Genomic DNA, 26006 nt, shown 5'->3' with positions numbered 1-26006 from the left:
GCCGCCGCGGCGGGCGACGACGCGGGAGAGGTTAAGAGCCGTGAAAGTTATCCAGGGGTGCTCGGGGCAAAGATCTGCGGCGTGCCCGTCTTAGCGGAGAGGCTTCCGTGGCCCGGTCCCTATTCGGGACATACGATATCGCTCGCGCGCAAGGACGAGATCATCACGATAGAGGTCCAGGACTATACGAGCGAGATCTATATGGACGGCGTGTTTATGACGGCGGAGAAGATCGCCTCGCTGCCGCCGGGCTCCTTTGTGAGAAGTCTCGGAGAGATATTTTAGAGGACGGGCCGCTTCTACAGATGAATATTTTCCTTTGCGATCCGGATAAATTCCCGCGCTGCGAAGGAGAGATATCTGTCTTTCGGGCAGCAGAAGCCCATCGCGTATGAGGCTGCGGGAGTATCCAACGGTATTATATGGAAGGTCTCAGGAAAATTGATAAAGCCGGAATAGTCTATGAACATCTTCGGATAAAATGTGACGCCAAGGCCGCGGATGGACATTTCCAGCAGCGTCTCTATATTCTCCGATTCAACGATTATATTAGGTATAAAACCGGCCTGACCTATTAGTTCGTCCGCCACCACGCGCATTAAATCCCCTCTGTGCGGCAGCAGGAAAGGCAATTTTTCGAGCGGGCCGACGCCGGCGGTCCGCTCGATTTCTTTGACCACCGTCCCTTTCTGCGCTCCGAAATATTTTTCAAGCAATTCGTCAGAGACCATCAGCACCGCCTCTTCCTGATAAAAAAATTCGCTCTTTACGTTTACCGCCATGATCGGTAGTTTGCATATGAGCAGCTCAAGCTTGCCCTCCAGCAGCGCCTTCTGCATTTCGTCGTTTCTTCCCTCCGTAATTTTGATATCCACCTTCGGGAACACCCGCTGAAATAGCGGAAGTATCTCCGGCAGCAGTATTCTTCCGCGCGTATGCGCGATGCCGAGGGAGAGAGTGCCCCGGCGTTCGTCTTTTATATCGTTCATCTCATGCATCATGGAGCTGTATTCATTCAGAAACTTTTGGGCGTAGCTCTTGAAGAGCAGACCAGCCTGAGTGAGAACCAATGGCACACCGCGCATAAAAAGTTCGCTGCCCAGTTCTCTTTCTAAAGCCGCGATATGCGTGCTCAGCGCCTGCTGGGAGATATTCAGATTTTTCGCCGCTTTCGTAAAATTCAGCGTCTCCGTCGTCTCTATAAAATATCTCATATTCAGCAAGTTCAATATCTATCACTCCAATATTATTATTAATATGAATAATTATATCAACAATAAAAACATTGTTATACTCACCAATAGCTTCTGTTAGACAAAAATATATACTTATCTCATAATCGGGTCAAAGAACAACAACACAAATCTGTAAAGGAGGAATCGTAATGACGGCAATCACGATACACCACGGACAAAAATGTTTTAACTCGGCGGGGATGAAGACACTCGCCGCTCTCCTGCTCCCGGCGGCGCTCCTATTTGCTTTTATCATGGAGCCGCGGCTGTTATACGCCTCATTCGCATTGGCGGCTGTCTTTACCTACGGCGCGCTGCTGAATATTGTTATATTCAATAGAGGCGATGAGATGCACCTCATGTTAAATATAGTCCTTGAAAAAATATATAAAATTATGTAAACTGTAATGTAATATTTCACACAATTTCCGAGATACATATATTAAGATATCATAGGAGAAATTTTTTCCGGTATGAAAAGAGATAAATTTTTACAGGTCTATATCCTCGCGACACTTACAGTAATTTTCTGGGGCGCGAGTTTCGCGGGGGCAAAGGTGGCACTGGAACAGGCGGACCCCCTGCTGGTGATGTTCCTGCGCTTCGTGCTTTCACTGGCGCTGCTGCTTCCCGTTGCCTGGTACTGCGGCGAACTCAGGCTGCCGACGCGCAGGCAGACGCTTGTGCTGGCCTTCATGGGTTTTATGGGCTTTTTCTTTCATATCGGCATCCAGACGGTGGCGATGCGGAGCTCCGGCAGCGCGACGGCCAACTGGCAGATGGCGGCGGCCCCGGCGATGACGGCGCTACTTGCCAGTTTTTTTCTAAAAGAGCGGCTCTCGCGCGGCGGGGTCTTTGGGATAATCCTAGCCTTTCTCGGCGTGGCGGTAGTCCTCGGGCTGGGCACAAAGGGCGCGCGGGGAATCTCCTCCTATAATTTCGGGGATTTTCTGATATCGCTCTCGGTTCTCAACTGGGCCGCCTTCATGGTCCTTACGCGCTGGCTGTTCAAGGAGAACCGCTATCCGCCGGTCTTCACGATCTTCTGGGAGATATTTTTCGCGGTGCTGATGTGCCTGCCGGCGCTCGCGCTGACGGGAACGGACGTTTCAGTCTTGACCGGTTTCAGCTGGCGCACATGGGAGGCGCTCGCCATCCTTGGTTTTTTATGCTCCGGCCTGGCCTACGTATTCTGGTATTACGCGGCGGCGAACATCCCCGTCGCCAGGCTGATGGTTTTTCAATTTTTACAGCCGCTGGTGGGGATCGTCGTCGCCTATTTCGTAATCGGCGAACGGTTCACCCTCTGGCTCCTCCTCGGCGGCGCGATGATAGTATCCGGCGTATGGACGGTAAACAGGCCGCACCGATGAGATTTAAGCGCTCGTCAGACTACATGGGGATCTCGTACCCCTATCACATGGATTGGAGAGTTGTCTTATGAACAGCCGCGCAAAGAGCTTCACCGGACTTACGGCCGCCGCCGCGATTTCAATGCTGGGGGTGGGGATCGTGATGTCGAGCCTGCCGGAACGCGTCATCGAACTCAACGGCGGCAGCTCGGCGCTCGTCGGCCTGCTTGCTTCCTGTTACGGACTGCCATATATCATCTTCCAGGTGCCCTTCGGCAGCCTTTCGGACAGATTCGGCGTGAAGCTCTTCCTGCTGTTCGGCTATTTCCTGATGGCGCTCTCCGGGCTTCTGTTTTATTTTGCCGCCTCAAGCCTGCCCATATTTATGGGCCGCGCGCTTCAGGGCGCGGGAGAGATCCCGCTGTGGGCGATGGCCTCCGCGCTCATCGCGATCGCCTATCCGGAGCATAAGGGAAAGATGCTCGGCATCTACAGCGCCTCGATGTATGTGGGGCTGGCGGCGGGACCGCTCCTGCGGGTCATTTTCCCCAGCGTCCTGATGGTCGGGGAGCTGGGCTTCATGCTCTACAGCATCCTCTGCGTGCTGTCCTTTTTCATAATCTTGGTAATGGTAGAGAATAATAAAAAGGGTTCGCTGGATACGGCGAACCGGCTTGAGATAAGAAAGGCCTTCGCGCTGCTTTCGGACCTGCCGGTTCGCATAACGCTGTTCGGGATATTCCTCTACGGCTGCGGGCAGGGGCTGGTGTTCGCCATCGCGCCCGCCTGGTTCATCACAGAGAAGGGCTTCAGCCTGATCGAAACGGGGATGATCTTCACCGCCAGCTACGTATTTATATTTTTACTGCAAATAACCTACGGAACGCTCTCCGACCGCTACGGCCGGCGGCCCTTCATCATCGCGGGACTGCTTTTGACGGCGCTCTCCTGGGGGATCTTCCCATATATTCCCAGAGTCTCCTCCATAATCTGCGTAGGCTTCGCCGCCGGTTCCCTCGGGGGCTTCTATGTCGCCTCGATGGCCTTCCTCAACGAGCGCGCGCCGGACCACCTAAAGGGAACTATTTCAGGCGCGTACTATTTCTTTTGGGGCATCGGTTATTTTCTCGGTCCCCTGCTCTGGAGCTTCGGCGGACGGCGTTTCGGCATGACGGAGGGATTTATGGTATTCAGCCTGTTGCTGGCGCTGACGGCCGCCGCGCTGCTATTTACCGGAAACGCCGGAACAGTACCTCCTGCCTCTAGTTTCCGCGAAAGATAAAGAATACCGCGCCCACCATGCAGAATGAGGCCCAAAGGTAGTTTAGCGAAAGCTTTTCCCTCATCACGAAGAAGGAGAAGCCCGCGAATATAGTCATCGTGATGACCTCCTGCATGATCTTTAGCTGCGGCAGCGAGTAGACGGTGTGGCCGATGCGGTTAGCGGGAACCTGAAAACAGTATTCAAAGAAAGCCACGCCCCAGCTGATGAGGATAGCCACGATAAGAGGCTTCGCGCCGACATATTTCAGGTGCCCATACCAGGCATAGGTCATAAAGATGTTTGACACAAAGAGAAGGATCAATGGAGCAGCATATCTTAACATTACACTTTCCTCTTTTCGATAGATAAAGATATCACCGAAAAGGTAGTATATAACGAAAAACGGACTCCGTACAAGAGATAATATACCTTTTGTTGAAAAAATTTCTCTGCCGCGGCGATCCTATTTTACTGGTATCCTCCGCCGCCTTTACATATTCTCCCATTCCGGTAAAGTGAAGAAAAAACCCACGGCAAAATTCTTCTGCGCCTGGTTTTGTTCACTTTTTTTCAAATTTTACGCCTTTTTTTCTTCGCGGCTTCTCTTTTTACAGAGGGCGAATAGGTTCATAATATATTTAAATAATACATATTTTGGAGGCGTTTTTCGTCTCCTCTATTATTGAAAATAAAATTATAATACACAGAGGTGATTTACATGCTTCCCGCATCTGTTCAGCAAAAATTAACCAGCGCCGGCATCGAAATAAACGGCCCGCACGACTGGGACCCGCAAATTAACAACGAAGCGTTCTACGGCCGCGTCATCGCCGAGAAGAATCTTGGGCTCGGCGAGGCCTACATGGACGGCTGGTGGAACTGTAAGCGCCTGGACGAGCTTCTCTGCCGGATCATAAAATGCGGCGTTGAATATGATATCAAGGGAAACCTGCGCTACGCGCTGCTGCTGCTGCCGATGAAGCTGCTGAATATGCAGTCCCGTTCCCGCAGCCACAAGGTGGCGGAGGAACATTATGACATTGGCAACGACCTCTTTTTTTCTTTCCTCGACCCGCTGCACCAATACAGCTGCGCCTATTTCAAAGATACCGCGGATCTCGCGAGCGCTCAGGTCAACAAGCTGGAGCTGATCGCGGATAAGCTTGAACTCCAGGAGGGCGACCGACTGCTGGATATCGGCTGCGGCTGGGGCGGCCTAGCAAAGTATATGGCCGCCCGCCGCGGCTGCCGCGTCACCGCCGTCAACATCTCCAAGGAGCAGCTCGCCTTTGCGAAAGAGGACTGTAGGGGGCTGCCTGTTAAATTCCTCGACTGCGACTACCGCGATATCGACGGAGAATACGATAAGATAGTCTCCGTGGGAATGTTTGAGCATGTCGGAAGCAAAAATTTCCGCACCTACATGAAGGTGGTGTACCGTCTTCTGCGCAAAAACGGCCTCTTCCTGCTGCACACTATCGGAGGCAACCGCTCCGGCGTCAACTGCGACAGGTGGCTCAACAGATACATCTTCCCCAACGGCGCGCTGCCCTCGGCGGCGCAGATCGCCGCGGCGGCGGAGGGGCTCTTTGTCATCGAGGACCTCCACAACTTCGGCAGCCACTACGATAAGACCCTGATGAGCTGGTATCGGAACTTCACTAAAGCATGGCCCGCCTTTGCGGAAAGATACGGCGAGCGCTTCCAGCGCATGTGGAGTTACTATCTGCTCTCCTGCGCCGGCGCCTTTCGTTCGCGCGCCATCCAGCTGTTCCAGGTCGTGATGACGAGAGAAGGGGACGCGAGAGAGCAGCCGTTAGTTACTCTGCGCTAAATTTTTTGCCATACTATTGACAACCGGCAAAAATTTCATTTAAAATTTACTCAATTAAACATGGAGCAGGCGATGACTTGGTAATTAGCTTTCATTTGTACCGGGTCGTGGGGCTGGGCCGGGACGACAACCCGGCAGCGGGATGAATCTTACAGAGCCCGCGGGACCGTTTAAATACGATCCCGCGGGCTCTATTTTTATACACTCCGCGCGGAGGCTGAATAAGGAGAGTCACGTCATGGAATTAACGGAAAAATATTGCGGATTATCGGACGGTGAAGTCAGGGAGCGGCGGGAAAGGTACGGGGAAAATTCTCTCGCGCTGAAGAGAGAGGACTCCGCGCTGCGCGTGCTGCTCAAATTCTTCTCGGAACCGGTATTCCTGCTGCTCATCGGCGCGGCAGGCCTCTATTTCTTCCTGGGAGAGCCGCGCGACGGCGCCGTCATGCTCGTCTTCGTAGCTTTCATGGGGGCGATCAACTTCTATCAGGAGTGGAAGACGGACCGGACGCTCGCGGCGCTCAAGTCGCTCTCCTCTCCCAAGGTGACGGCGGTGCGCGGCGGCGAGGTCGTCACGCTGCCCTCCGAGGAGCTCGTCCCAGGCGACATAATCATCGTATCGGAGGGCGAACGGATCGCCGCGGACTGCGAACTGCTGGAAAACGACGGCTTCGGCGCAGACGAGTCGGCGCTTACCGGCGAATCGGAGATCGTCTGGAAGGTCTGCGCCCCACACGGAGAGGCCGGGCGCGGCTGGCGCACCGACCATTGCTACGCGGGGACGAACGCCGTCGCCGGACGCGCCGTGGCGCGCGTCACGGCGACGGGGGCGCGCACGGAATACGGAAAGATCGGCACGGACGTCGCCCAGGCCCCTGACAGGCCGACCCCGCTTGAAAAACAGACCCGCCGCCTTGTGCGCGACTGCTCGGTATTCAGCGTCATGATGCTGGTCTTCATCGTCGCCGCCACCTATTACCGGGGCAGCGGCATCATCGAGGCGGCCCTCTCGGGCATCACCATCGCGATGGCGACGATCCCCGAGGAATTTCCCGTCGTGCTCACCGTCTTTCTCGCGCTCGGCGCCTGGCGGCTCGCGAAACGCAATTCGCTCATCCGGCGCATCCCCTCCGTTGAGACCCTCGGCGCGGTGACGGTGCTCTGCGTCGATAAGACGGGGACGCTGACGGAGAACCGCATGTCGCTGAAGGAGCTGACCCCGCTCTGCGGCGCCACGCCGAAAAAGCTGACGGAGGTGACGGTTCTCGCCTCCGAAACTAACCCCTACGACCCGATGGAGCGCGCGATCCTTGACGAGGCGGCGAAGAAGAAGGTCGACGTAAAACGGCTCCAGGGACAGCGTCTGCTCCACGAATACCCCTTCTCCTCGGAGTCGCGCATGATGTGCCACGTCTGGGCCTACCGCGGAAAGGTGATGGCGGCGGCGAAGGGTTCCCCCGAAAACATTTTCCGTCTCTGCTCCCTCACACCGGACGAACGCGAACAGGCCGAGCGCGAACAGCTGCGCCTCGCGGAGAGCGGATGCCGCGTGCTAGCCGTCGCCTACAACGACGATATGAGAGGGATCCCAGAAAGGATGGAGGCCTGTAAGCTGCGACTTGCGGGACTTGCGGCCTTCGTCGACCCGCCGCGCGAAAACGTCGCGGAGTCGATAAGGGCCTGCGGCGGCGCGGGGGTTCGCGTCGTGATGATAACCGGCGACAACAGCGTAACCGCGCACCGAATCGCACACGACGTCGGCCTCGGCTGCGGCGAGAGGGAGCATGTAATGATAACCGGCGAAGAGCTTGAGAAAATGGACGACGGGGAGCTGGCTAAAAAGCTGGGGGACGTGACGATCTTCTCGCGCATCATGCCGCGTGAAAAGATGCGCATCGTTAAAGCGCTGCGCTCGCGCGGCGAGGTGGTGGCGATGACGGGCGACGGCGTGAACGACGCCCCCGCGCTCAAATACGCCGACATCGGCATCGCGATGGGTGGCCGCGGCACCGAGGTGGCGCGCGAAGCGGCGGATATGGTGCTGCTGGACGACGATTTTTCAACGATCGTGAGCACCATCCGCGACGGTCGGCGTATCTATGACAACATCAGAAAGGCGATGGAATACATCCTCGTGATACATATCCCCATCGCGCTGTCGGCGCTGGCCGCGCCGCTCTTGGCCCTTCCCGTGCTGCTGGCTCCGATCCACGTCGTACTGCTTGAGCTGATAATCGACCCCACCTGTTCGATAATCTTCGAGCGCCAGCCGGAGGAGAGGGACATCATGGAACGCCCGCCGCGCCCAGTGGGAGCGCCGATAATCACGCGGGGGCTGCTCGGAAAGGCGATCGCCCAGGGGCTCGCGATCTTCGCGGCGGCCTTCGGCTCTTACTATATCACGCTGCCCTACGGCGGCGCGGAACACGCGCGGACCTTCTTCCTCACCGTCCTGGTGCTCGCGAACCTCTTCCTCGTCTATGTGAACCGCTCCGACAGAGATTTTGCCTTCGCGAAGGGGAGCGCGGCGGTCGACAAGGTCGCCTGGTTCGTCAACTTCGGCATACTGCTCTGTCTCATTGTGATGTCAACGCTGCCGCAGGCCGCCGCCGCGACTAAATTGCAGCCGCTGTCGCCCGCGGACTTCGCGCTCGCGCTGCTGGCCGCCGCCGTGGCCACCTTCTGGTGGGAGGGCATAAAGTGGTTCAGGAGGACGAGAGGCTAGGAACGTCTACAAAAGCCGCGCCTGCCCGATCAGCTTTTGTCCGAAAAGATTCGAAGCCGGCACTATCTGCCCCAGCGCCACCATCGCGTTGATGGAGTGGCGAAGGTGCTCCTCCGCGCAGAGCTCGGCCCCCGCGGAATCCCGTGCCTCTATGCGTTCAAATAACCGCAGGTGGTCATGATATACGGAGCGGGGGCCGCCCTCCTTCTCGGGAGCGGTGCCAATCCGCATCAGCGAGAGGCTGTGCTCAATGACCGTGTGTATACCCTCGTAGATACGCGAGAGGTAGGCGTTCTCCGCCGACTCCACAATGACGGTGTGAAAGGTGGTGTTCCAGATAAGGCTCTCACGCGCCGCGGCCTCTCCTGGCTCCTCCACAAGCTCGGAAAGGTTGCGCAGACACTCGCGCATCTTCGAGAGGTCCTTATCGTCGCGCCGGACGGCGGCGATCGCCGTCGCCAGCGGCTCAATGATCTGGCGCACCTCCATCACCCGCGAAAGCATGTCTGCCGGCCAGCCGCGCACCTTATGAAGCATCATTTTTGCCTCGTTCTCCTCGCTTGACGAGAGATAGATACCCTGCCGGTCGCGGATGTCGAGCACGCCCATCGCCTCCAGCGCGATAAGCCCCTCGCGGACGACGGGGCGCGTCTCTCCGACCGCCTCCGCGAGCTGCCGCTCCGGCAGCAGCCTGTCTCCCGTAACGACCTCGCCGCTGTTGATCTTTTCCAGCAGCTTTTCTATGATCTGCCTTCTCTTTTCATTCATAAAAAATCACCCCAAGAAAATAATACCTCTTTAGGAATTTTCTGTCCTCTTTCTATATCCGCACACGACGCTGTAAAACGCCGCGCCGCCAATGATGAGAAAAGCTCCCAGCAGCTGGACGGCAGTGAGCCGTTCGTGCAGGAAAATGGCGGAGAACATCAGCGCTGACAGAGGCTCAAGATAACCGCAGACCGCAACCACACCGGCCGGCAGCCGCTGAATAGACGAGAAATAGAGATAACAGCCAACGCCGGTATTCACAATTCCGAGAAAAACCACCGGAACAAGCTCCGGCGCCGTCAGTGGCACGTAGGGCCCCTGCTTTGCAAACACGAAAACGGCCACGGCAAGAAAACTGAAAAAAAGCTGAAAGACAGCGTTTTCCAGACCTGTGATACCCTCCGCCATCTTATTGAAGATGACCATAAAGGCGTACATCACGGCGGAAAGCAGTCCGCAGGCCAGCCCCCATGAAAGACCTCCGGCCAGCAGGGCTCCGCCGTTGACAAGAAACATTCCCGCAAGCACAACGAAAAAGACCGCGGCGCTCAAAAATGTCAGCCGTTCGTGCAGAAGCAGCGGCGAGAGCGCCATCACCACAACGGGACCACAGTAGTTGGCAAGCGTCGCGATGCTGACGCCGACGCGCACATAGGCCTCATAGAGAAACATCCAGTTCGCACCCATCGCGATCCCCGAAATGGCGAGAAAGAGCAGGTCCCTCCTGTTCTTTATCCCCCGCGGCCTGCCACCGGAGAGGAAAAAAAGTGCCGCGAGAAAGGCGCTTCCGATAAGTGTCCTTAAAAAGACGATCTCATAGCTGCTGAGCGATATATGGCTGGCGATGACCCCGTTGGAGCCAAAGAGCATCAGCGCCGATATATATTTCAGATATGCCCCCATAAAAACTTCCCCCTCTTCACTTGCTTACTCTGTTGACAAAGGGTATCATAAAATTATAAATTACAAAAATAAATGTTTATAATATAAAAGATAACAAAAAAGAATATATAGGGATAGAGGCGAGCGGAATGGATATGAATCTGCAAAAGTATTTGGCCTTTGTCATAACGGTGGAATACGGCAGCTTTACTAAGGCGGCGGAGATGCTTAAATATTCACAGCCTGGCATCAGCCGCATGATCGGCGATCTTGAACGTGACTGGGGCGTGTCTCTGCTAGAACGCGGGCGCTCAGGCGTACGGCTGACCTCCGACGGGCTGAAACTGCTGCCGTTAGCCCAAAACGTCTGCCGTGAATGCAGGCGGCTGCAGGCTCAGGTCGAAGAGCTGAACGGCCTGCAGTCAGGCCTCATCCGCATCGGCACCTTCTCAAGCGTAGCTACGCACTGGCTGCCGAATATCATCAAAGAATTCCAGAAGGACTATCCCAATATAGATTACGAGCTGTTGTTGGGAGACTACACGGAAATTGAACGCTGGATCGCGGAGGGGCGCGTCGACTTCGGATTCATCCGCCTTCCCACTCTTCCGGAATTTGAGACGATCTTTCTTGAACGGGATCATCTCCTCGTAGTTATGCCGGAGGACCATCCCCTAGCGGGCGTCGGATACTTTCCCGTCGCGGCGCTCTGCGACTATCCTTTCATGCTGTTGGAAAAGGGGGCGAAGGCCGAAGTTTCGGAGATATTTGAACGCTGCGGCATCTCGCCTAAAGTCCGTTTCACCACCTGGGACGATTACGCCATAATGTCGATGGTGGAGAGCGGACTCGGCATCAGCATCCTGCCACAGCTCATCTTGCAGCGCATCCCATACCGCATAATTACAAAAAAATTGGAGGTGCAGGCCTACCGTGAGATTGGGCTGGCTTTTCGGGACAAGGGGAGCGTGCCGCTGGCTGTGAGGCGTTTTCTGGATTATATTGACCACCGGCGTCCGGCGGATTCAGACGGTAAAAACACGCAGGTTTAGTAACCCGCCGCCAGCCGCGTCCATAAATTTACTCTATCGTGCCGCCGCCGACCACGCAGCTGCCATCGTAGAACACCACCGCCTGCCCAGGGGTCACCGCGCGCTGCGGCTCGTCGAAGTCGACGCGGAGACGGTCCTCCGCCGTCTGTTCCACCGTCGCCCACTGCTCGCGCTGCTTATAGCGGACCTTCGCCCGCAGACGGAGCGGAGACGATATCCTCTCACAGGCGATGAGGTTTATCCCCGAGGCGGTGAGGCTCTTCGAGAAAAGCTCCTCGCCGCGGCCCAATATCACCGTGTTGTCCGCCGCGCGTTTCGCGCAGACATAGAGGGGTTCGCGCAGCGAGAGTCCAAGGCCGCGCCGCTGGCCGATCGTATAGCGGACAAAGCCGCGGTGGCGGCCTAGTACCCGCCCCTCGCCGTCGACGAAATTGCCGGGGCGGTTCGGCTCCCCCGTATAGCGTTCGATAAAGGCGGCGTAATCGCCGTCGGGGACGAAGCAGATATCCTGGCTCTCCCGCTTCTTCGCGTTGATAAAGCCGTTATCCCGCGCGATCTCCCGCACCTCGGTCTTCGACATGCCGCCGAGCGGCAGCAGCGTGTGCGCGAGCTGCTCCTGCGTCAGCGAATAGAGGACATAGCTCTGATCCTTGCTCTCGTCCGTCCCCTTTTTCAGCCCCCAGCGCCGCGAGGCCGTGTCATAATAGACGGCGGCGTAGTGCCCGGTCACGATGTGACCGATATCAAGCTCCTTCGCGCGGGAGAAAAATTTGTCAAACTTCAGAAAACGGTTGCAGTCGATGCAGGGATTGGGCGTCGCGCCGCTCTTATAGGCGGCGATAAAGCGCTCTATCACCTCGCGGCGGAAATTATCGGAAAAGTTAAAGACGAAGAAGGGGATACCGAGCCGGTTAGCGACGCTGCGCGCATCCTCCACATCGTCAAGAGAGCAGCAGCGGCTCTCGCCCTCGACGCCGATATCCTCGTTCGAGAAGAGCTTCATCGTCGCGCCGGCGCAGTCGAAGCCCTCCTCCTTCGTCAAAAAGGCGGCGACGGAGCTGTCAACTCCGCCGCTCATCGCGATCAGCGCCCTTTTGCCGTTCAACTATTTTATACTTTCCAGCTCGGCGGCGACGCCCGCTTCGCAGGAGCGCATCGCCTCAAGCGTCTTTTCAAGCAGCGTGTCCAGCTCCCATCCAAGAATCTCCGCACCCTGCGCGATCACCTCGCGAGAACAGCCGGCGGCGAACTTCTTGTCCTTATACTTCTTTTTAAGGCTCTTGAGCTCCATATCCTGCACGCTCTTTGAAGGGCGCATCAGTGCTGCCGCTCCGATAAGACCGGTCAGTTCGTCGGAAGCAAATAATACCTTTTCCATCAGATGCTCCGGCTTGATGTCCGAGCAGAGGCCGTAGCCGTGGCTGCATACGGAGCGTATCATCGCCTCGTCCACGCCGCCCTCCGCCAGCAGCTCGGGAGCCTTTTTACAATGCTCATCGGGATAGAGCTCAAAGTCTATATCGTGAAGCAGCCCTATCGCCGCCCAGTAATCGGCCTCATCACCGTAACCGAGATCGTTCGCGTACCAGCGCATCACGCCCTCCACCGTCAGAGCATGAAGCAGATGGAACTCCTCTTTGTTATATTTTCTAAGCAGCTCAAGGGCCGCCTCTCTGGTGATACAATTGCCCATAAAAATCCCTCCGTCAAACTTCACTGATTCATACATGGGCTAAATTATAAGTTCTCTTCCTCTTATCTGCAAACATGACCAAACCGGCATCCGGGCTTTAACCGCCGTAAATATGATAACCGTTTTTCCCCTCGGCCTTGGCCCTGTACAGCGCCTCGTCAGCCTCCCGATAAAGCTCCTCAAAACTCTTCCGGCCGCCGGAGGCGACTGAGACGCCGAAGCTCGCGGAGATATGCCCAGGAAGTGAACAGGAGCCGCCTATCTTTGAAAAAAGGGCGCGTAAGCCCGCGGCCCGCGTCTTCAAGACATCGATCGAGGGAATATCCTTCAACAACACAACAAATTCATCGCCGCCGAGCCTCCCGATAATATCGGAGCCGCGGAAAAATTCCTCCATCGCCTTCGCGATCACCATGAGCACCCGGTCTCCCTCAATATGCCCAAAGCCGTCGTTGATCGACTTGAAATCATCCACATCGATGATGAAAAGGGCATGCAGCCCGCCGCCACCTCCCGCAAGGGCGGCCCTTATCTGTCCCTCCGCCGTCTTGCGGTTCAGCAGCCCCGTAAGAGAATCGCGCTCCGCCGCCAAACGCAGCCTCTGAAACTTCTTCTTCTCGTCGTCGATATTCGTCAGCCGTCCGACGATGCGCTGGACCTGTCCGTCCTCGCCGTGCAGCTTGTTATACTCGATCCTCATCCAAATACAATAACCGAAGGGAGAGATACAGCGAAATTCCACCGAGCCGCACTCGGCGACGGGGATGGCGTTCAGCATCTTGTCGATCATCGGCAGATCATCCTCGTATACTATAGCAGCATAATTTTCCACAAGTTCGGAGAACTTAAAGAACCTCGGCTTATAACCGAACATCTCCTCAAAATTTTCGTTATATCTGATCGTGTCGTTCTTTATACTCATGTCAAAAATCACCATATTGGTAAAATTTTCAACGACGCGATAGAGCTCCTCGCTCTCACGAAGCTCTCTGTTCTTCTCGGCGTTCAGTCTGTATATACAGAAGACTAAAAACAGCGAACAGAGGGCGACGATCCCGATGACGACGAAGGCGGAATACAGTATCTTATTCTTCCGCGCGTCGACCGAAGAGGCGTCTATCATATTGAACAGGACCCAGCCGTTGATACCAAGCGGCTGATAAACGGCATAACGTCTGCTCCCGCCGAAAGAGTAACCGAACATCCCGCCTCTTTCAGATTTAAAATTATTCATGAACTTATCAAAAGAATCTCTTCTGTCGATAGTGCCGTTCTTCAGTTCATCCAGAAAATTAACGCTATACAGCGACTCCTCCGCTAACTTGCCGTCCGTAAAGAAATGACGCTTATCCGTGCCGATCACGATATCGCCGTCGCTGTCGACGATAAAACAATAGCTGCTGCCCTTAAAGGCATCTATCTTCGCAATCGACTTGAACTGGGAAAAATCATAGCTTCCGAAAAGAATACCCACCACGCGGTCATTATCTACTATCGGCACCGATATGATAAAAATTGGCGTTTTAATGACCTTGCCTAATTTTACCTTCTCGACGACGGTCTGAAAGAGCATACTCTTCTGAAAATAACCTCTGTCCGCAATATCGATATGATGGCCGCTTGAGATATATCCCTCTCCGTCCTTGCCCGTGATCCCCACATTTGTAAAGTTGGAGGAATATTTCATCACCTCCAGCCGCGGTATAAATTCCCTGAGATCACGCCCCTCACCCACCGGCTTGGCGATACTGTCGGCAAGAGTCGAAAGCATGTTGACCTGCCCCTCTATCGACACGTCGAATAGCATGACCTGCTGCTTCGCGGAATCCATCAGCATGGAAAACGTATTTTCCTCAGTCTGGTGCGTAACTTCGACGCTGAATATAAGCATACTGACAAAGGCCGCCAGCGCAATGACGGAGGGGACGCCGATAATACGGCAAATATCCCTTGCCGCGTATTTTTTCAAATTTACCATAAATATCTCCTTCCAATTGATGACAGGCCGGATAATGTCAGAGGGTATGGCTTTATCAGGTTTTTATAACCTTAATTTACATTTATGACCATTAAAGTTCATTAATTATTACAGAATATTTTATAATTATACTCTTTTCAATTCAAAATTGTAAATATCCAAATAATCACTCATGGCAGGCGTATGAAATACCGCCGTAAATGCCACTGCCGGCGGACGGCGCTGACTGCGAAATATCTCAGTTAAAAATGGAGAAGCAAAAGTGGCGGCGCGTTAGCTATATGAGCAGCTACGGGATAAGGTCAATTATTAAAAAAGGTATATTAATTTTTATATCACCATAGTTCTTAAAATTATCATGAAGTAACCATCCTTAAAAATAAATAACGTGAAAAGTTTCCAAAAACACCGGCTGCGTGACCAGCGCTGCAGCCCGGCTTACGCTACACCGTCGTTATAAATGTGGTAGTCGTTCTTTCCCTCCGCTTTAACGCGGTAAAGCGCGGCGTCGGCCTCGCGGTACAGCTCGTCAAAGCTCTTCTGCCAGCCGACGGTGACGGCGATCCCTACGCTGACGGAGACGTGTGCGCGGAGCGAGCAGGCGCGGCATCCCTGCTCAAAAGCAGCACAGAAATCTGCCGCCCGCACCGTGCTTACGCTGAAGGCCGCGATACTGGCGCAGGCAGCGAACGTGATCAGGGTCGGTACCCACAAAATCCGTTTCCATAACCTCTTCGCGTTATTTCCAGTATTCTCCATCATCGGCCCCTTTCGGTGAAGCTGCAAAACGCCGGCTGAACAAAAAACAAAAAAATCTCTCCCACGAAATACAGCCGCAGGGGCGGAACGCTAACAGTCAGCCGGGCGTCTCGATTATAAGCCGGAGACAAAAAATAAATCTGTAAAGAACGCAGGCGAAGAGAAACCACTAGAGAAAATTATTCTATCTTTTTACCGTTATTTTACTAAATGATATAATATAACGATGTTCGTAAAAAATATACCGCGGAAAAAGAGGTTTTATTGCCATGGAAGCGAAGCGCAGACAAATGATAATCGGAGACCTCGCCGTCCTCCTCGTAGCCCTGATATGGGGGGCGACGAACGTCGTCATCCGAGACGCTCTGGACGGGATAACCCCCTTCTGGTTCTGCGCGCTGCGTTTCATCATCGCCTGGGGCGCCGTCATGCTCATATTCGGCAAAAGGGCGATGGCGATGGAGCGCCGCGCGAAGGCCGCGGGTACCTTCACCGGCATGGTCTTTATCTGCGCCTACCTCGCGGGGGCGGTGGGCCTGCTCTACACCACCGCCGGCAACCAGTCGTTCATCATCTCCATGTCCGTCGTCTTCGTGCCGCTCTCCGTATGGCTCTTCACGAGAAAATTTCCCGGCTGGCACGTCGTCACCGCCGTCGCCCTCTGCACCGCGGGCATGGCGGGACTCGTCCTTGACGGAAACCTCTCGGTAAACATCGGCGACCTGCTGTCCGCGGGCGCGATGCTCTTCGTCACCGCCTACATCCTGCTTGTGCAGAAATTTGTCGACGGCGCCGATCCCTGCGGCCTCGCCTGCTGGCAGGCCTTCGGCGGCATGATCCTCGCCGTGGCCGCGGCCCTCGCCTTTGAACCGATACCGGCGCATCTCAGCGGCGCGGCGTGGGCGGCGATCGTCTACGCTGGCACCATCGGCTTCGCGCTGACCCTCGTCCTCCAGACCACCGCGCAGAAATACACCACCTCCACGCACGTCGCGATCCTGCTCTCCACCTCAGGCATCTTCGGCAGCGCCATCGGCGTGATCTTTATCGGCGAACCGATGACCTGGCGCATCTTCATCGCCTCGGCGCTCATCCTCGCGGGAGTCCTCTCCGTAGAGGTGATCCCGGCGGTAAGAAAGCAAAACCAACAGAAACGGCAGCAGCCGTAACAAATCTGAACCGTACATTGTATCGGTTTTTACAGCTGCCGTTTAGAACAAAACCATCAAAATCAATCACAGACGGATAGCAAGAGTAGCCGCCGTCACTTTGGAGTACGGAGTCTCTATGGGTATCATTTCAACGTACAAAAAGCGCGCCCCCAATCCGTCACTCCTGCCCGAGGGCTGGTGTGGCGAATTGGGGGCGCGTTGATTTATTGATCCTTTACCGTATGTCTCTTTTTATTCGCCTATCGCGTAGCGCAGGTCGGCCTCGGCGGATTTGATGTCGTACATCGCGGTGGCCAGCTCCGTGAGGCTGTTTGTCAGCGCGAGGCGTGCGTCGAGGGTGTCGAGGTTGGTGCCGACGCTCTCGGTGTAGCGGCGTGTGGCGATCCGGTAGTCCTCGCGCGCCTCGTTTGACTGCCTGGTGGCGACAACGAGGCGGCTCTCCGCCGATTTCAGGTTGAGTTCGGCCTGCGTAACCTCCATGCGGATGGTATTTTTCATGTCGTCGAGCATGAACAGCAGTTCTTTGGCCTTAGCTTTGGCCTCCGTCGTCTTGGCGTGCATCTCGCCGCTGTCGTAGAAATTCCAATAGAGTCCGACCGCCGCCACCGGTTCGCTCTGTTCGCTGGGGAAAAATTTATCGTCCGCCGCTACGTAGCCGACCGCGCCGAGTATCTGCGGCAGCAGCTGCCCCTGCGCGGCGCGCGCCAGTTTTTCCGCCTGTCCGCTGAGAAGCGCGTAGACTTTGAGCTCTTCGCGCTCCGCGAAGGCGGTCTGTACGGCGTCTCCGGAGAGGACGAGCGGTGTCATCTCTTTCGCCGTGGGAAATATTTTATCGAGCGGGCGCGTCTCCGCGAGGCCGTCGGGAAGGTCGGTCCCCACGGCACGGCGCAGGGCCGTGAGCGCGACGGCGCTGCCATTCTGCGCGCGGATGAGGTCCAGCTCCGCCGAGGCTACCGCCACTTTGCTGCGCAGGACGTCGTTTTTCGCCACCACTCCGGCTTTGAAGAGTTTTTCCGCCTGCGCCATGTGGCTCTTGGAGAGCTCTACAGCCTCCGCGGCCACCAGCTCTTTGGCCTGCGCGCAGCGCAGCGCGTAGTAGGCGCGGCAGACGGCGTTTTCCACGCCCTGCCGCGTGCGCCGCTCCTGCGCTTCAACAGCATCGCGCGCAAGCTGCGCCGCCTGTTTATTCGCCGTCAGAGAGCCGCCGGCGTAGATGACCTGTGTGAGCCCGACCGCCGCCGCGTAGGTGTGCGATCCGAGGATCGGCACATTCATCGAACGCCCGAGGATATCGACGTTCGTTGATATGCCGTCGCGCTGCCAGAGAGCCGCCATGCCCGCCGAGGCCCGCGGTCCCATTTTGGACTGCGCCTGGGCGATCTGCGCCTCCGCGGCAGCCCTCTTCTGCGCCGCCGCCGCGATCTGCGGATTATTTGAGTAGGCCGTCGTCAGCAGCGCCGCAAGCAGCGCGTCGTCTACGGCGGGAACCGTTACCGGCGGCGTCTGCGGCGCGCCATCCTCCGCAGCCGGTCTCTGCGAAGCGGCCGCCGCTCCCGCCGTGAGTGATATTATCAGAAATGCCATGACAATTTTTTTCGTGAACATTTTTTATCTGTCCTTTCCCACGTTTATGCCTCTAGGAATTTGAAAGATCATCAGGAAACGCCGCCGTTTACGGAACGAAGCGGCGTTTGAACATCAGTATCGACGCCGTAAACATCACCGCGATGTAGGCGACGAGCGCGAGGGTGTCCTGCCAGACGTAGGCGAGGCCGCCGCCCTTGAGGATTATCTGGCGCGAGAGGCTGATGTAATATGTTATCGGGAAACACTCGCCAAGGTAGCGGAAGCCCGCGGGCATCGATTCGAGCGGGAATACGAAGCCCGAAAGGAGCACGCTGGGCAGGATGATGAATACAGACATCTGGAGCGCCTGCGTCTGGTTCTGCGCGAAGCAGGAGATCATGATGCCCAGCGAGAGGCTCGCCACCACGTAGAAGAAGGTAAGGAAATAGAATAGGGTGAGGCTCCCGAGGAAGGGCATATTGAAGACGAAGATGCCGACGACGATGGAGATAAATACCTGCACGTAGCCGACGACGATGTAGGGGATTATCTTAGAGAAGAGCAGCTCCCATATCTTCATCGGCGTGACGAGCAGCTGCTCAAGCGTCCCCTGCTCGCTCTCACGGACGATGGCCATCGACATCATTGAGATGAGCGTCAGCGTCAGCAGCAGCCCCATGATGCCCGGCACGATGTACCACGAGGTGATGAAGTCGGGGTTGTACCATAACCGTATCCTCATATCCACCGCCTGTCCCGGTATCTTCATGCCGAGGCGCGAGAATTTTTCCGCAAGGATCTCCTGTGATTTAAGCATGCCGATGGTCTGCGCCGCGGCGAGCGCCGAGGAGGCGCTCAGGTTGTCCGTCGCGTCGATAATCACCTGCACGGAGGTCTGACGGCCGCCCTTTATCCGGCTCGCGTAATCCGGCGGGAATACGATGCCCACCTTCGCGCGCCCCGATTCTACCGTCTGGTCGACCTCTTTGACGCTTCCGGCGTATTTTATGACGTCGAAGTAGTTGCTGGAGGTGAGGCTGTTTATCATTTCGCGGCTCTCCTGCGTACGCGACTGGTCAAAGACCACGGTGCGCAGGTGTTTTATGTCGGTGTTGATAGCAAAGCCGAAGATAAGCAGCTGCGCCAGCGGCATGAATACGACTATCGCCAGCGTGATGCGGTCGCGCATAAGCTGTATGAATTCTTTTACTATCAGTGCGTGCATCCGTTCCCAGTTCATTTTGTCCCCTCTTTTTTCGCCTCTTGGGCCTGATTCGCAGTGATATTGCCGATCCCCGATATTCGTCCGTCTCCCAGGTCGTCGCCCGCATGGGATTTGACGAGATAGACAAAGACGTCTTCCATCGATTGTTCGATGCGTTCGATTTTGCTCTCCGCGAAGATGCCCTCCGCCGTTATCTCCCGGTCCTGCGCGACGAGCAGGTGCACCTTGTCGCCGAAGAAGTAGGAGTCGATCATCGGGCCGCCCTCTCCGGCCTGCACCTTGGCAAGCAGCGCCATCGGGTCCGCCGCCGTCACCTCGTAGAGTTTGCCGGGGATCTTTTTCTTCAGGTTGTCCGGTGAGTCGTCGGCAATCAGCCGCCCGTAGTAGATGAAGGCAACCTTGTTGCAGTGTTCCGCCTCGTCCATGAAGTGGGTGGTGACCATAACGGTGGTGCCCTCCGCGGCGAGGTCGTAGATGATGTCCCAGAAGAGCAGGCGCGCCTTGGGGTCGACGCCGCTCGTCGCCTCGTCGAGAAAGAGTATCTTCGGCTTGTGGAGGATGGCGCAGCCGAGGGCGAGCCTCTGCCGCCAGCCGCCCGAGAGCGACGAGGTGGGTTCGTTCTCACGCCCCACAAGTCCCGCGAGCTCGATCATTTCGTCGATACGCCTCTTTTTCTCCGCGCCCTTAAGCCCGTAGAGTCCAGAGTAGAGGTTGAGGTTTTCCAGGACGGAGAGCTCCGGGTAGAGCGAGAATTTCTGCGACATGTAGCCGATTTTTTCTTTCAGTTTCTGTCCGTTGGAGGCCAGGTCGAGGCCAAGAACGAGCCCCTTGCCCGAGGTGGGCGCGAGCAGGCCACAGAGCATGCGGATGGTCGTCGATTTCCCCGCGCCGTTTGGACCTAGGAAGCCGTAGACCTCCCCCTCCTCAATGGACATATTTATGTCGTCGACGGCGGTGAAGCTGCCGAATTTTTTCGTCAGGTGTTCAGTGCGCACCACTACGGGGGGCATGTCAGTTCTCCTTTCCCGCAAAGGCGACGAAGAGGTCTTCAAGTCCCGGTTCGATGCCGCGGATCTCCGGCAGCGGGCTGCCGTGTTCTTTAAAGACCGTCTCGATACAGCTTCGCGCGCTCTCCGCGTCGTCCGTCACAATGTGGTATTTTGAGCCGAACATATTGGCGTCCACAATGTGCGGACGGCCCTCAAGCCAGCCGCGGATCTCACGTCCGCCGCTGCCAAGGCTGAGCAGCTTGTACGGATAACGCGAGAGCAGCTCGCCCGTGGTGCCGATGTCGAGTATCTTTCCGTTGTTGAGGAACAATTTCCGCGTGCAGAGCTCCGCCTCGTCCATGTATGGGGTACTGACGACGATCGTGAGCCCCTCGTGGTTGAACTGGTAGAGAAGGGCCCAGAATTCGCGGCGCGCCACCGGGTCGACGCCGGTCGTCGGTTCGTCGAGCAGCAGTATCTCCGGCGTGTTGAGCAGTCCGATCGCGAGGGCCAGCTTCTGCTTCATGCCTCCCGAAAGATTCCCCGCAAAACGGTCGCGGAAGCCCCAGAGGCCGACGCGCGAAAGTATGTATTCCGCGCGCTGCTCGACTTCGCCCGCCGGTTTGCCGTAGAGCGAGCCAAAGAGGCTGATGTTCTCCATAACGCTCATGTTCAGGTAGAGGCTGAAGAGCTGCGGCACATAACCCGCCATGACGCGGGCTTTGCGCCTGTCGGTCGAGCCGAGCAGCGAACATTCTCCGCCGTCGGGGTTGATGATACCCATCGCGATGCGCATCATCGTCGTCTTCCCCGCCCCGTCGGGGCCGATGAAGCCAAATATTTCTCCCCTCTTTATCTCCAGGTCGACGCCGTCCAGGGCACGCAGCGCGCCGAAATCTTTTGTGACGCTGCGGTATGAGAGGATGCGCTCCGGCGCGGCCTCCATCATAGTATCGTGACGTCCGCCGGCATTCCGGGCTTGATGACGCCCTCCGTATCCTTGATGGAGATCTTTATCCAGAAGACCATGTTCGCGCGTTCGTTCTGCGTCAGCGACATGCGCGGGTTATACTCGGCCTGCTGGTTGACCTCGGTGACGGTGGCCTCGAAGGCGCGTTTGGGGAAGGGGTCCACATAGACGCTGCACTTCGCGCCGAGCTTGATGAGCCCCAGCTGTGTCGAAGGGATGTAGAGCTTGACCCAGCAGTCGTCCATATCGCCGAGGGTGGCGATGGCGGCGCCCGCGTTCACAACGTCGCCTACCTGGTAATTTTTCGTCAAAACAACGCCGTCAGCGGGCGAGTATAGTTCTTTGTAGCCGATAAGGGTCTTGGCCCTCTGATAGGCCGATTCGGCGCGCGCGACATTCGCCTCCGCCGCCGATATCTGCTCGGGACGCATGCCGTTTTCCAGCAGCCGCACCTGGTCGGAGGCCGCCAGCATCGCGTTGTAGGAGGCCTTTGACGCTTCGGCGTAGAGCTCCGCGTCGCGCGCCGCCACCACTCCGTCCGCCGCGAGCGCCGCGAAACGCTTTTCATCCCGCAGGGCCTGTTCATACTGAACTTTGCGCGCGGCGAGTTCGGCCTTAGCCTTTGAGACGTCCTCCTTACGGAAGCCGTTTCTGAGCTCTTCAAGCTGCGCCTTCGCGGCGGCGAGCGCGGCCTCCGCCATCTTCACCTCGTCGTCCGCGCCGTCCAGCGAAAGACGGGCGATGAACTGCCCCTTTTTCACATGGTCCGATTCGTCTATCGCGAGCTCCTCTATGCGGCCGCCAGCGAGCGGCGCGAGCTGCACCTGCGTCACCTCGACCGTTCCCGAGGCCTTGACATACTTTTCTTTGGGCTTTTCCTTAAAATAGATGGCGATGGAAGAACCGATTATCAACACTGCGAGAATCGTCAGAAGTATCCTCTTACCGGTAAAGAACTCCGAAACCTTCATCTATGCTGCTCCCTTCGAGATACATTTCAAATAACTTTTTTATTATCCGTTCCACACCGGCAAAAGTCAAAGCGCAAACGACGTAGCCTAAAACTTTTTTAATATCAGTATTAGAACGAACGTTCGTATTATAACAATCACGATAGATAAGTCAATCAAAATCCGGTATTTTCAGTATTATTATGGAAACCGCCCCGCCGCGGCCCCGCGGGTGAAAAATGTGATATATTTATCCTTGAAGAAAATGTTTACCGCCGCGAGAGAAGGGATATGCCGCCTTGCATACCGAAGAGAAGGATACGTCAAAAAGGATATTGGAGGCCGCGCTTAACCTCATTTCACAGAATGGTTACGCTCAGGTTTCCATGCGCGATATCGCCCAGGAGGCTGGCGTCGCCATCAGCCAGATATCCTATCACTATAAAAATAAAGAGGGGCTCTTTATCGCCCTCATCCGTCAGCTCAAGGAGTCGTTTGTCGGCGACATCAGGGAGAAGATGGAGGGTATATCCTCCTCGGACGGCTTTATCGACTTTATCTGCGAATATTCAAAGGAGAGCATCGTCAAGGATTCGGACATCCACCGCCTGCGGCTTGAGTTTTCCAATCTGGCCATGAGCTCGGAGCCCTTCAGGGCGGAGTTCAGCGTGCTCGTCGGAGAGCTAACAGAGGTCGTCGCCTCCTATGTCGCCCGCTATGCCTCGAACCTTGAGATAATGAAGACGCACACCCCCGTACAGACCGCGAATTTCATCATCGCCTTCGTCCTCGGAGTTTCCACGCAGTACCTCGCGGAGGGAAAAAACGCGCGGGCTCTGGAGACGATAGATATTCTGCGGGCCATAGTGAAGTAAATACCGGCGTACGAAACAACAAAGAGGGAGGGCCCCGTGCTGCGGGCGCCCTCCCTTTCTATAATTTCTATAACTTTTCACGCGGATTTTTAGAAGAGCCGCTTCTTCCAGAGCACCCAGATAGAGACGATCGTCAGCCCCAGCGCGACGATGCTGACGATGACGAATCCCATCGGATCGCCCTCCCAGGGGACGGGGACGTTCATGCCGAAGAAGCTGGCCACCATCGTCGGGATAGCCATGACGATGGTTATCGAGGCGAGGAATTTCATCACGATGTTCAGGTTGTTGGAGATGACGGAGGCGAAGGCGTCCATCATCCCCGCGAGGACGTCGGTCTGTATCTGCGCCATCTCGATCGCCTGGTCGTATTCGACACGGACGTCGTCGAGCAGCTCTTCGTCCTCCTCGCGGAATTTGATGATGTGGCTGACCTGCGGGTTGGAACAGAGACGCAGCAGCCTTTCCACGACGACCTTGTTGGAGCGCAGGGACATCGAATAGTAGGTGAGCCCCTTTTGCAGGTCGAGCAGCTGGAAGAGCTCCTCATTCTTCATCGACTTGCGCAGATCCTGCTCTATCTGGTCGGAACGGCGCGTCATCTGGCGCAGGTCTTTCAGGAAGAGCATCGCCGAACGGTACAGTATCTGGAATAAAAGCCGCGTACGCTTGAAGGTGCTGAAATAACGGAAGCGCGTCTCGGAAAAATTCTGGATGACGTCGTTGTATTCCTGGCAGATGGTGACGATGTAATCAGGGGTGATGATAATGCCGAGCGGTATCGTGTCGTATTCATAGACATGCGAGTCATGATTTATCGGAACATTTATAAGGACAAGGATATGGTTATCCTCTATCTCAATACGAGACGACTCCTCGGGGTCAAGCGCGGACCTGATGAAGTCCTGCGGCGCCTCCGTTATCGCCTCTACCGCGTTGAGTTCGTCCGCCGACGGGCGTACAAGGTTTATCCACGCGCCGACCTCTATCCGGTCGGGCGTCAGCTCGATGAGCTGCGACTCGGTGGTCTTGGTGATCTTTAACATAAAATTCCCTCCGTACCCGCATCGCCCGGGTACGAAACGGCCCGGGGTCTGCTAGATGAAAATTAAAAGAGATTGTCCCACAGGTTCAGGACTGGGGCCGCTTGCGTCCATAAAAAAGAGTTCTCCCTTCTCAGGCATGGTGCCCGATTTTCCATAGCGTCAACTAATAAATTTTAGTCTTTCAGATGATTGAGGTCAAGTAACAATTAAGCAGCGTGTCAATAGCCAGAGAAAAAGTCTCCCCAAATGGTCAAAGAAAATGTCACTATTCCTTTGAATTATGGTATCATCCTTGGCAGTCATATTTGTAGATCTGCCCCGCCAGGGGTGATCTGAAGCAGGTTTGTGTGGTGACACAACACCTGCTTTTTTCTTTGAATCACTATGGGCCGCTTTTTTTCGGCATCTCCACCTGTTTCATCAATATAGCCATGTCGTTACGCATTATGTAAGCAGCGGCCACGCGGAGGATACGGTATATCGTATGCCCCGCGCGGCCACACAGCGATACGCGCCGACCGGAGGGCTGGCGCATCGCCCGCTATTTACCGCTGATGTCGCTAATCGAGAAGCGGAAGAGCTTTTCGTATTCCCGGCGGATGGCAACCGTCGCGTTCAAATCTGTGAGGTTATAGACCACCGACCACTGCGTCATGCTCGTCGAGGCCTCGGTCTCCGGCTGGCTCACCATTTCAAGCAGCGACATCGCCTCTTTTTCGCTCAGGACATCCTTTTTGAAGGCCAGCACGGACTTCAATATTTCATATCTGTCTTTGCCGTGCCCCAATCCCTCCATCGAGGGGTCAAGGTAGAAGTTAGTGACATAGTGTTCGTCGAGGACGGACATTTTATTACCGCAGTATTCCAGAACAACGCTGCGTCCGGAGGCGTCCGAGATAAGGAAGTGAAAGTTGGCGTCCGGCATCGCAGATTGCATGTCGTATTGCCCCACCAGCGCAAGAGCCTCGTCAACGTTGGCGGCGCGGTCCAGCATCAGCCGCATGGCTACCGTGGTCATAATCTTCGGCTTCCCCGTATTCTGCCGCGCCGGCTCTCCGTCAAGGTAGAAGACGCTGACGGCAAGCCCCTTTTCGTTCATACCGTCCATTATCAGATAGGGCAGCCCTACCGCCATTGAAATGTCGCTGACGCCGTCGCCGAGGCTGCCGATTCCATAGCCGACCCAGCCCGCGTCGGCGAGGCCGATCGAGACATAGCCGCCCTTGGGAGCCGTGCGGATCAGGACCGCCGTCATATCCATTTTATAGTCAAAATTACGTCCGTATATGACTTTGCCGTCCCCGGCTCTGACGGCGAAGGCGCTGCACCCGCCGCCGGCCTTTATATCCGCCTTCGCACCCTCTTTAAGCAGATGTTTCTCAACGAATGATATGCAGGAGCGCACGCCGTCAACGTTTGACTTCAGCATTTTGTCCAGCCTGTAGTCCGCGGTGTAATCAATCGTGTAGAGTTTCCCGTCGTCTATGTCATGCAGAGTCGCAAGAGACAGGCGCTGAGCCTTTGTGGTCAGATAGGCGGCGGGGTTCCCCGGTTTCACGGCTTTTTCGCCGCCAAAGGCGGCGAAAGGCAGCGCCTGCAGGCAGAGCAGCAGGAGCAACGCGGTAAGTACTTTATTTTTCACAATGTTGCCTCCAATCTATATTTCGGCCG

At 56.0% G+C, this 26006-nt stretch carries 24 protein-coding genes and 1 riboswitch (1 of these 25 only partly in view); of the genes, 9 read left to right on the top strand and 15 right to left on the bottom strand.

The genetic code is table 11. The features are described from left to right. A protein-coding gene (locus BED41_RS02860; RefSeq protein ID WP_066742876.1) for a 4-hydroxy-tetrahydrodipicolinate reductase crosses the window boundary here: on the top strand, window positions 1-285 show its 3' portion. The gene continues 504 nt to the left of window position 1, outside the view; only the last 285 of its 789 coding nucleotides appear in the window; the start codon falls outside the window, past its left edge; the stop codon is at window positions 283-285. Window positions 286-299: 14 nt separating this feature from the next. Here BED41_RS02860 and BED41_RS02855 read toward each other — a convergent pair whose 3' ends face one another. Beyond that, a complete protein-coding gene (locus BED41_RS02855; RefSeq protein WP_084002213.1) occupies window positions 300-1229 on the bottom strand; it encodes a LysR family transcriptional regulator in 930 nt (309 codons plus the stop codon). A gap of 155 nt (window positions 1230-1384) precedes the next feature. On the opposite strand from BED41_RS02855, the gene BED41_RS02850 reads away from it, so the two are divergent. From BED41_RS02850 to BED41_RS02840, 3 genes are all read left to right on the top strand, one after another. Then, window positions 1385-1636, top strand: coding sequence for a hypothetical protein (locus tag BED41_RS02850; RefSeq protein WP_066742871.1), 252 nt, complete (start codon window positions 1385-1387; stop codon window positions 1634-1636). Between the two features lie 72 nt (window positions 1637-1708). Continuing rightward, entirely contained in the window at window positions 1709-2608 is a 900-nt protein-coding gene (locus BED41_RS02845; RefSeq protein ID WP_066742869.1) for a DMT family transporter, read from the top strand. A 67-nt stretch (window positions 2609-2675) separates the two neighbouring features. Next, the gene (locus BED41_RS02840; protein WP_066742866.1) at window positions 2676-3869 is read left to right on the top strand and encodes an MFS transporter; all 1194 of its coding nucleotides are present in this window, start codon (window positions 2676-2678) and stop codon (window positions 3867-3869) included. Here BED41_RS02840 and BED41_RS02835 read toward each other — a convergent pair. Continuing rightward, window positions 3850-4194 carry a DMT family protein gene (locus tag BED41_RS02835; RefSeq protein WP_066742863.1) on the bottom strand — a complete coding sequence of 115 codons (345 nt, stop codon included), beginning with the start codon at window positions 4192-4194 and terminating at the stop codon, window positions 3850-3852. The genes BED41_RS02840 and BED41_RS02835 overlap by 20 nt on opposite strands. A 375-nt stretch (window positions 4195-4569) precedes the next feature. On the opposite strand from BED41_RS02835, the gene cfa reads away from it, so the two are divergent. Beyond that, complete coding sequence (gene cfa / locus BED41_RS02830; RefSeq protein ID WP_066742860.1) at window positions 4570-5685, top strand: cyclopropane fatty acyl phospholipid synthase; 1116 nt, start codon at window positions 4570-4572, stop codon at window positions 5683-5685. 51 nt (window positions 5686-5736) lie between these two features. Then, a riboswitch (NiCo riboswitch) is annotated at window positions 5737-5856 on the top strand. Between the two features lie 67 nt (window positions 5857-5923). Next, window positions 5924-8410, top strand: a complete 2487-nt coding sequence (locus tag BED41_RS02825) for a cation-translocating P-type ATPase (protein WP_066742857.1) — start codon at window positions 5924-5926, stop codon at window positions 8408-8410. A 6-nt stretch (window positions 8411-8416) separates the two neighbouring features. Here the strand turns inward: BED41_RS02825 and BED41_RS02820 are convergent, their stop codons facing one another. Beyond that, a complete protein-coding gene (locus BED41_RS02820) occupies window positions 8417-9178 on the bottom strand; it encodes a FadR/GntR family transcriptional regulator (protein ID WP_066742855.1) in 762 nt (253 codons plus the stop codon). A 30-nt stretch (window positions 9179-9208) separates the two neighbouring features. Next, the gene (locus tag BED41_RS02815) at window positions 9209-10081 is read right to left on the bottom strand and encodes a DMT family transporter (protein ID WP_066742853.1); all 873 of its coding nucleotides are present in this window, start codon (window positions 10079-10081) and stop codon (window positions 9209-9211) included. A 128-nt stretch (window positions 10082-10209) separates the two neighbouring features. On the opposite strand from BED41_RS02815, the gene BED41_RS02810 reads away from it, so the two are divergent. Continuing rightward, the gene (locus BED41_RS02810; protein WP_066742851.1) at window positions 10210-11112 is read left to right on the top strand and encodes a LysR family transcriptional regulator; all 903 of its coding nucleotides are present in this window, start codon (window positions 10210-10212) and stop codon (window positions 11110-11112) included. 28 nt (window positions 11113-11140) lie between these two features. Here the strand turns inward: BED41_RS02810 and mnmA are convergent, their stop codons facing one another. The 4 genes from mnmA to BED41_RS02790 form a co-directional block, all read right to left on the bottom strand. Then, window positions 11141-12217 (bottom strand): tRNA 2-thiouridine(34) synthase MnmA, encoded by a 1077-nt coding sequence (gene mnmA / locus BED41_RS02805; protein ID WP_066742848.1) that lies wholly within the window; start codon window positions 12215-12217, stop codon window positions 11141-11143. Further along, window positions 12218-12805 (bottom strand): hydrolase, encoded by a 588-nt coding sequence (locus BED41_RS02800; protein WP_066742845.1) that lies wholly within the window; start codon window positions 12803-12805, stop codon window positions 12218-12220. It abuts the gene before it with no gap. A 97-nt stretch (window positions 12806-12902) separates the two neighbouring features. Then, a complete protein-coding gene (locus BED41_RS02795; protein WP_066742842.1) occupies window positions 12903-14783 on the bottom strand; it encodes a sensor domain-containing diguanylate cyclase in 1881 nt (626 codons plus the stop codon). Between the two features lie 438 nt (window positions 14784-15221). Then, complete coding sequence (locus BED41_RS02790) at window positions 15222-15545, bottom strand: GGDEF domain-containing protein (RefSeq protein WP_084002212.1); 324 nt, start codon at window positions 15543-15545, stop codon at window positions 15222-15224. A 266-nt stretch (window positions 15546-15811) separates the two neighbouring features. On the opposite strand from BED41_RS02790, the gene BED41_RS02785 reads away from it, so the two are divergent. Beyond that, window positions 15812-16711 carry a DMT family transporter gene (locus tag BED41_RS02785; RefSeq protein WP_066742836.1) on the top strand — a complete coding sequence of 300 codons (900 nt, stop codon included), beginning with the start codon at window positions 15812-15814 and terminating at the stop codon, window positions 16709-16711. Between the two features lie 234 nt (window positions 16712-16945). Here the strand turns inward: BED41_RS02785 and BED41_RS02780 are convergent, their stop codons facing one another. From BED41_RS02780 to BED41_RS02760, 5 genes are all read right to left on the bottom strand, one after another. Beyond that, window positions 16946-18319 (bottom strand): TolC family protein, encoded by a 1374-nt coding sequence (locus BED41_RS02780; protein WP_066742833.1) that lies wholly within the window; start codon window positions 18317-18319, stop codon window positions 16946-16948. A 67-nt stretch (window positions 18320-18386) separates the two neighbouring features. Beyond that, the gene (locus BED41_RS02775; RefSeq protein ID WP_066742830.1) at window positions 18387-19520 is read right to left on the bottom strand and encodes an ABC transporter permease; all 1134 of its coding nucleotides are present in this window, start codon (window positions 19518-19520) and stop codon (window positions 18387-18389) included. Further along, complete coding sequence (locus tag BED41_RS02770; RefSeq protein ID WP_066742828.1) at window positions 19517-20515, bottom strand: ABC transporter ATP-binding protein; 999 nt, start codon at window positions 20513-20515, stop codon at window positions 19517-19519. Before BED41_RS02770 ends, BED41_RS02775 begins: the two co-directional genes overlap by 4 nt. 1 nt (window position 20516) lies before the next feature. Further along, window positions 20517-21443, bottom strand: coding sequence for an ABC transporter ATP-binding protein (locus BED41_RS02765; RefSeq protein WP_066742825.1), 927 nt, complete (start codon window positions 21441-21443; stop codon window positions 20517-20519). Further along, window positions 21440-22435, bottom strand: coding sequence for an HlyD family secretion protein (locus tag BED41_RS02760; RefSeq protein WP_066742822.1), 996 nt, complete (start codon window positions 22433-22435; stop codon window positions 21440-21442). Before BED41_RS02760 ends, BED41_RS02765 begins: the two co-directional genes overlap by 4 nt. A gap of 278 nt (window positions 22436-22713) precedes the next feature. Between BED41_RS02760 and BED41_RS02755 the strand changes: the two genes are divergently transcribed. Further along, entirely contained in the window at window positions 22714-23289 is a 576-nt protein-coding gene (locus tag BED41_RS02755; protein WP_066742819.1) for a TetR/AcrR family transcriptional regulator, read from the top strand. 89 nt (window positions 23290-23378) lie between these two features. Here BED41_RS02755 and BED41_RS02750 read toward each other — a convergent pair whose 3' ends face one another. Both BED41_RS02750 and BED41_RS02745 read right to left on the bottom strand, forming a co-directional pair. Beyond that, window positions 23379-24335 (bottom strand): magnesium transporter CorA family protein, encoded by a 957-nt coding sequence (locus BED41_RS02750; RefSeq protein ID WP_034441789.1) that lies wholly within the window; start codon window positions 24333-24335, stop codon window positions 23379-23381. A gap of 541 nt (window positions 24336-24876) precedes the next feature. Further along, window positions 24877-25977 (bottom strand): linear amide C-N hydrolase, encoded by a 1101-nt coding sequence (locus tag BED41_RS02745; RefSeq protein ID WP_066742815.1) that lies wholly within the window; start codon window positions 25975-25977, stop codon window positions 24877-24879. Between the last annotated feature and the right edge of the window lie 29 nt (window positions 25978-26006).

The sequence above is a fragment of the Cloacibacillus porcorum genome (genome assembly GCF_001701045.1).
Classification (GTDB): domain Bacteria; phylum Synergistota; class Synergistia; order Synergistales; family Synergistaceae; genus Cloacibacillus; species Cloacibacillus porcorum.
This window is presented reverse-complemented; position numbering and strand designations above follow the sequence as displayed.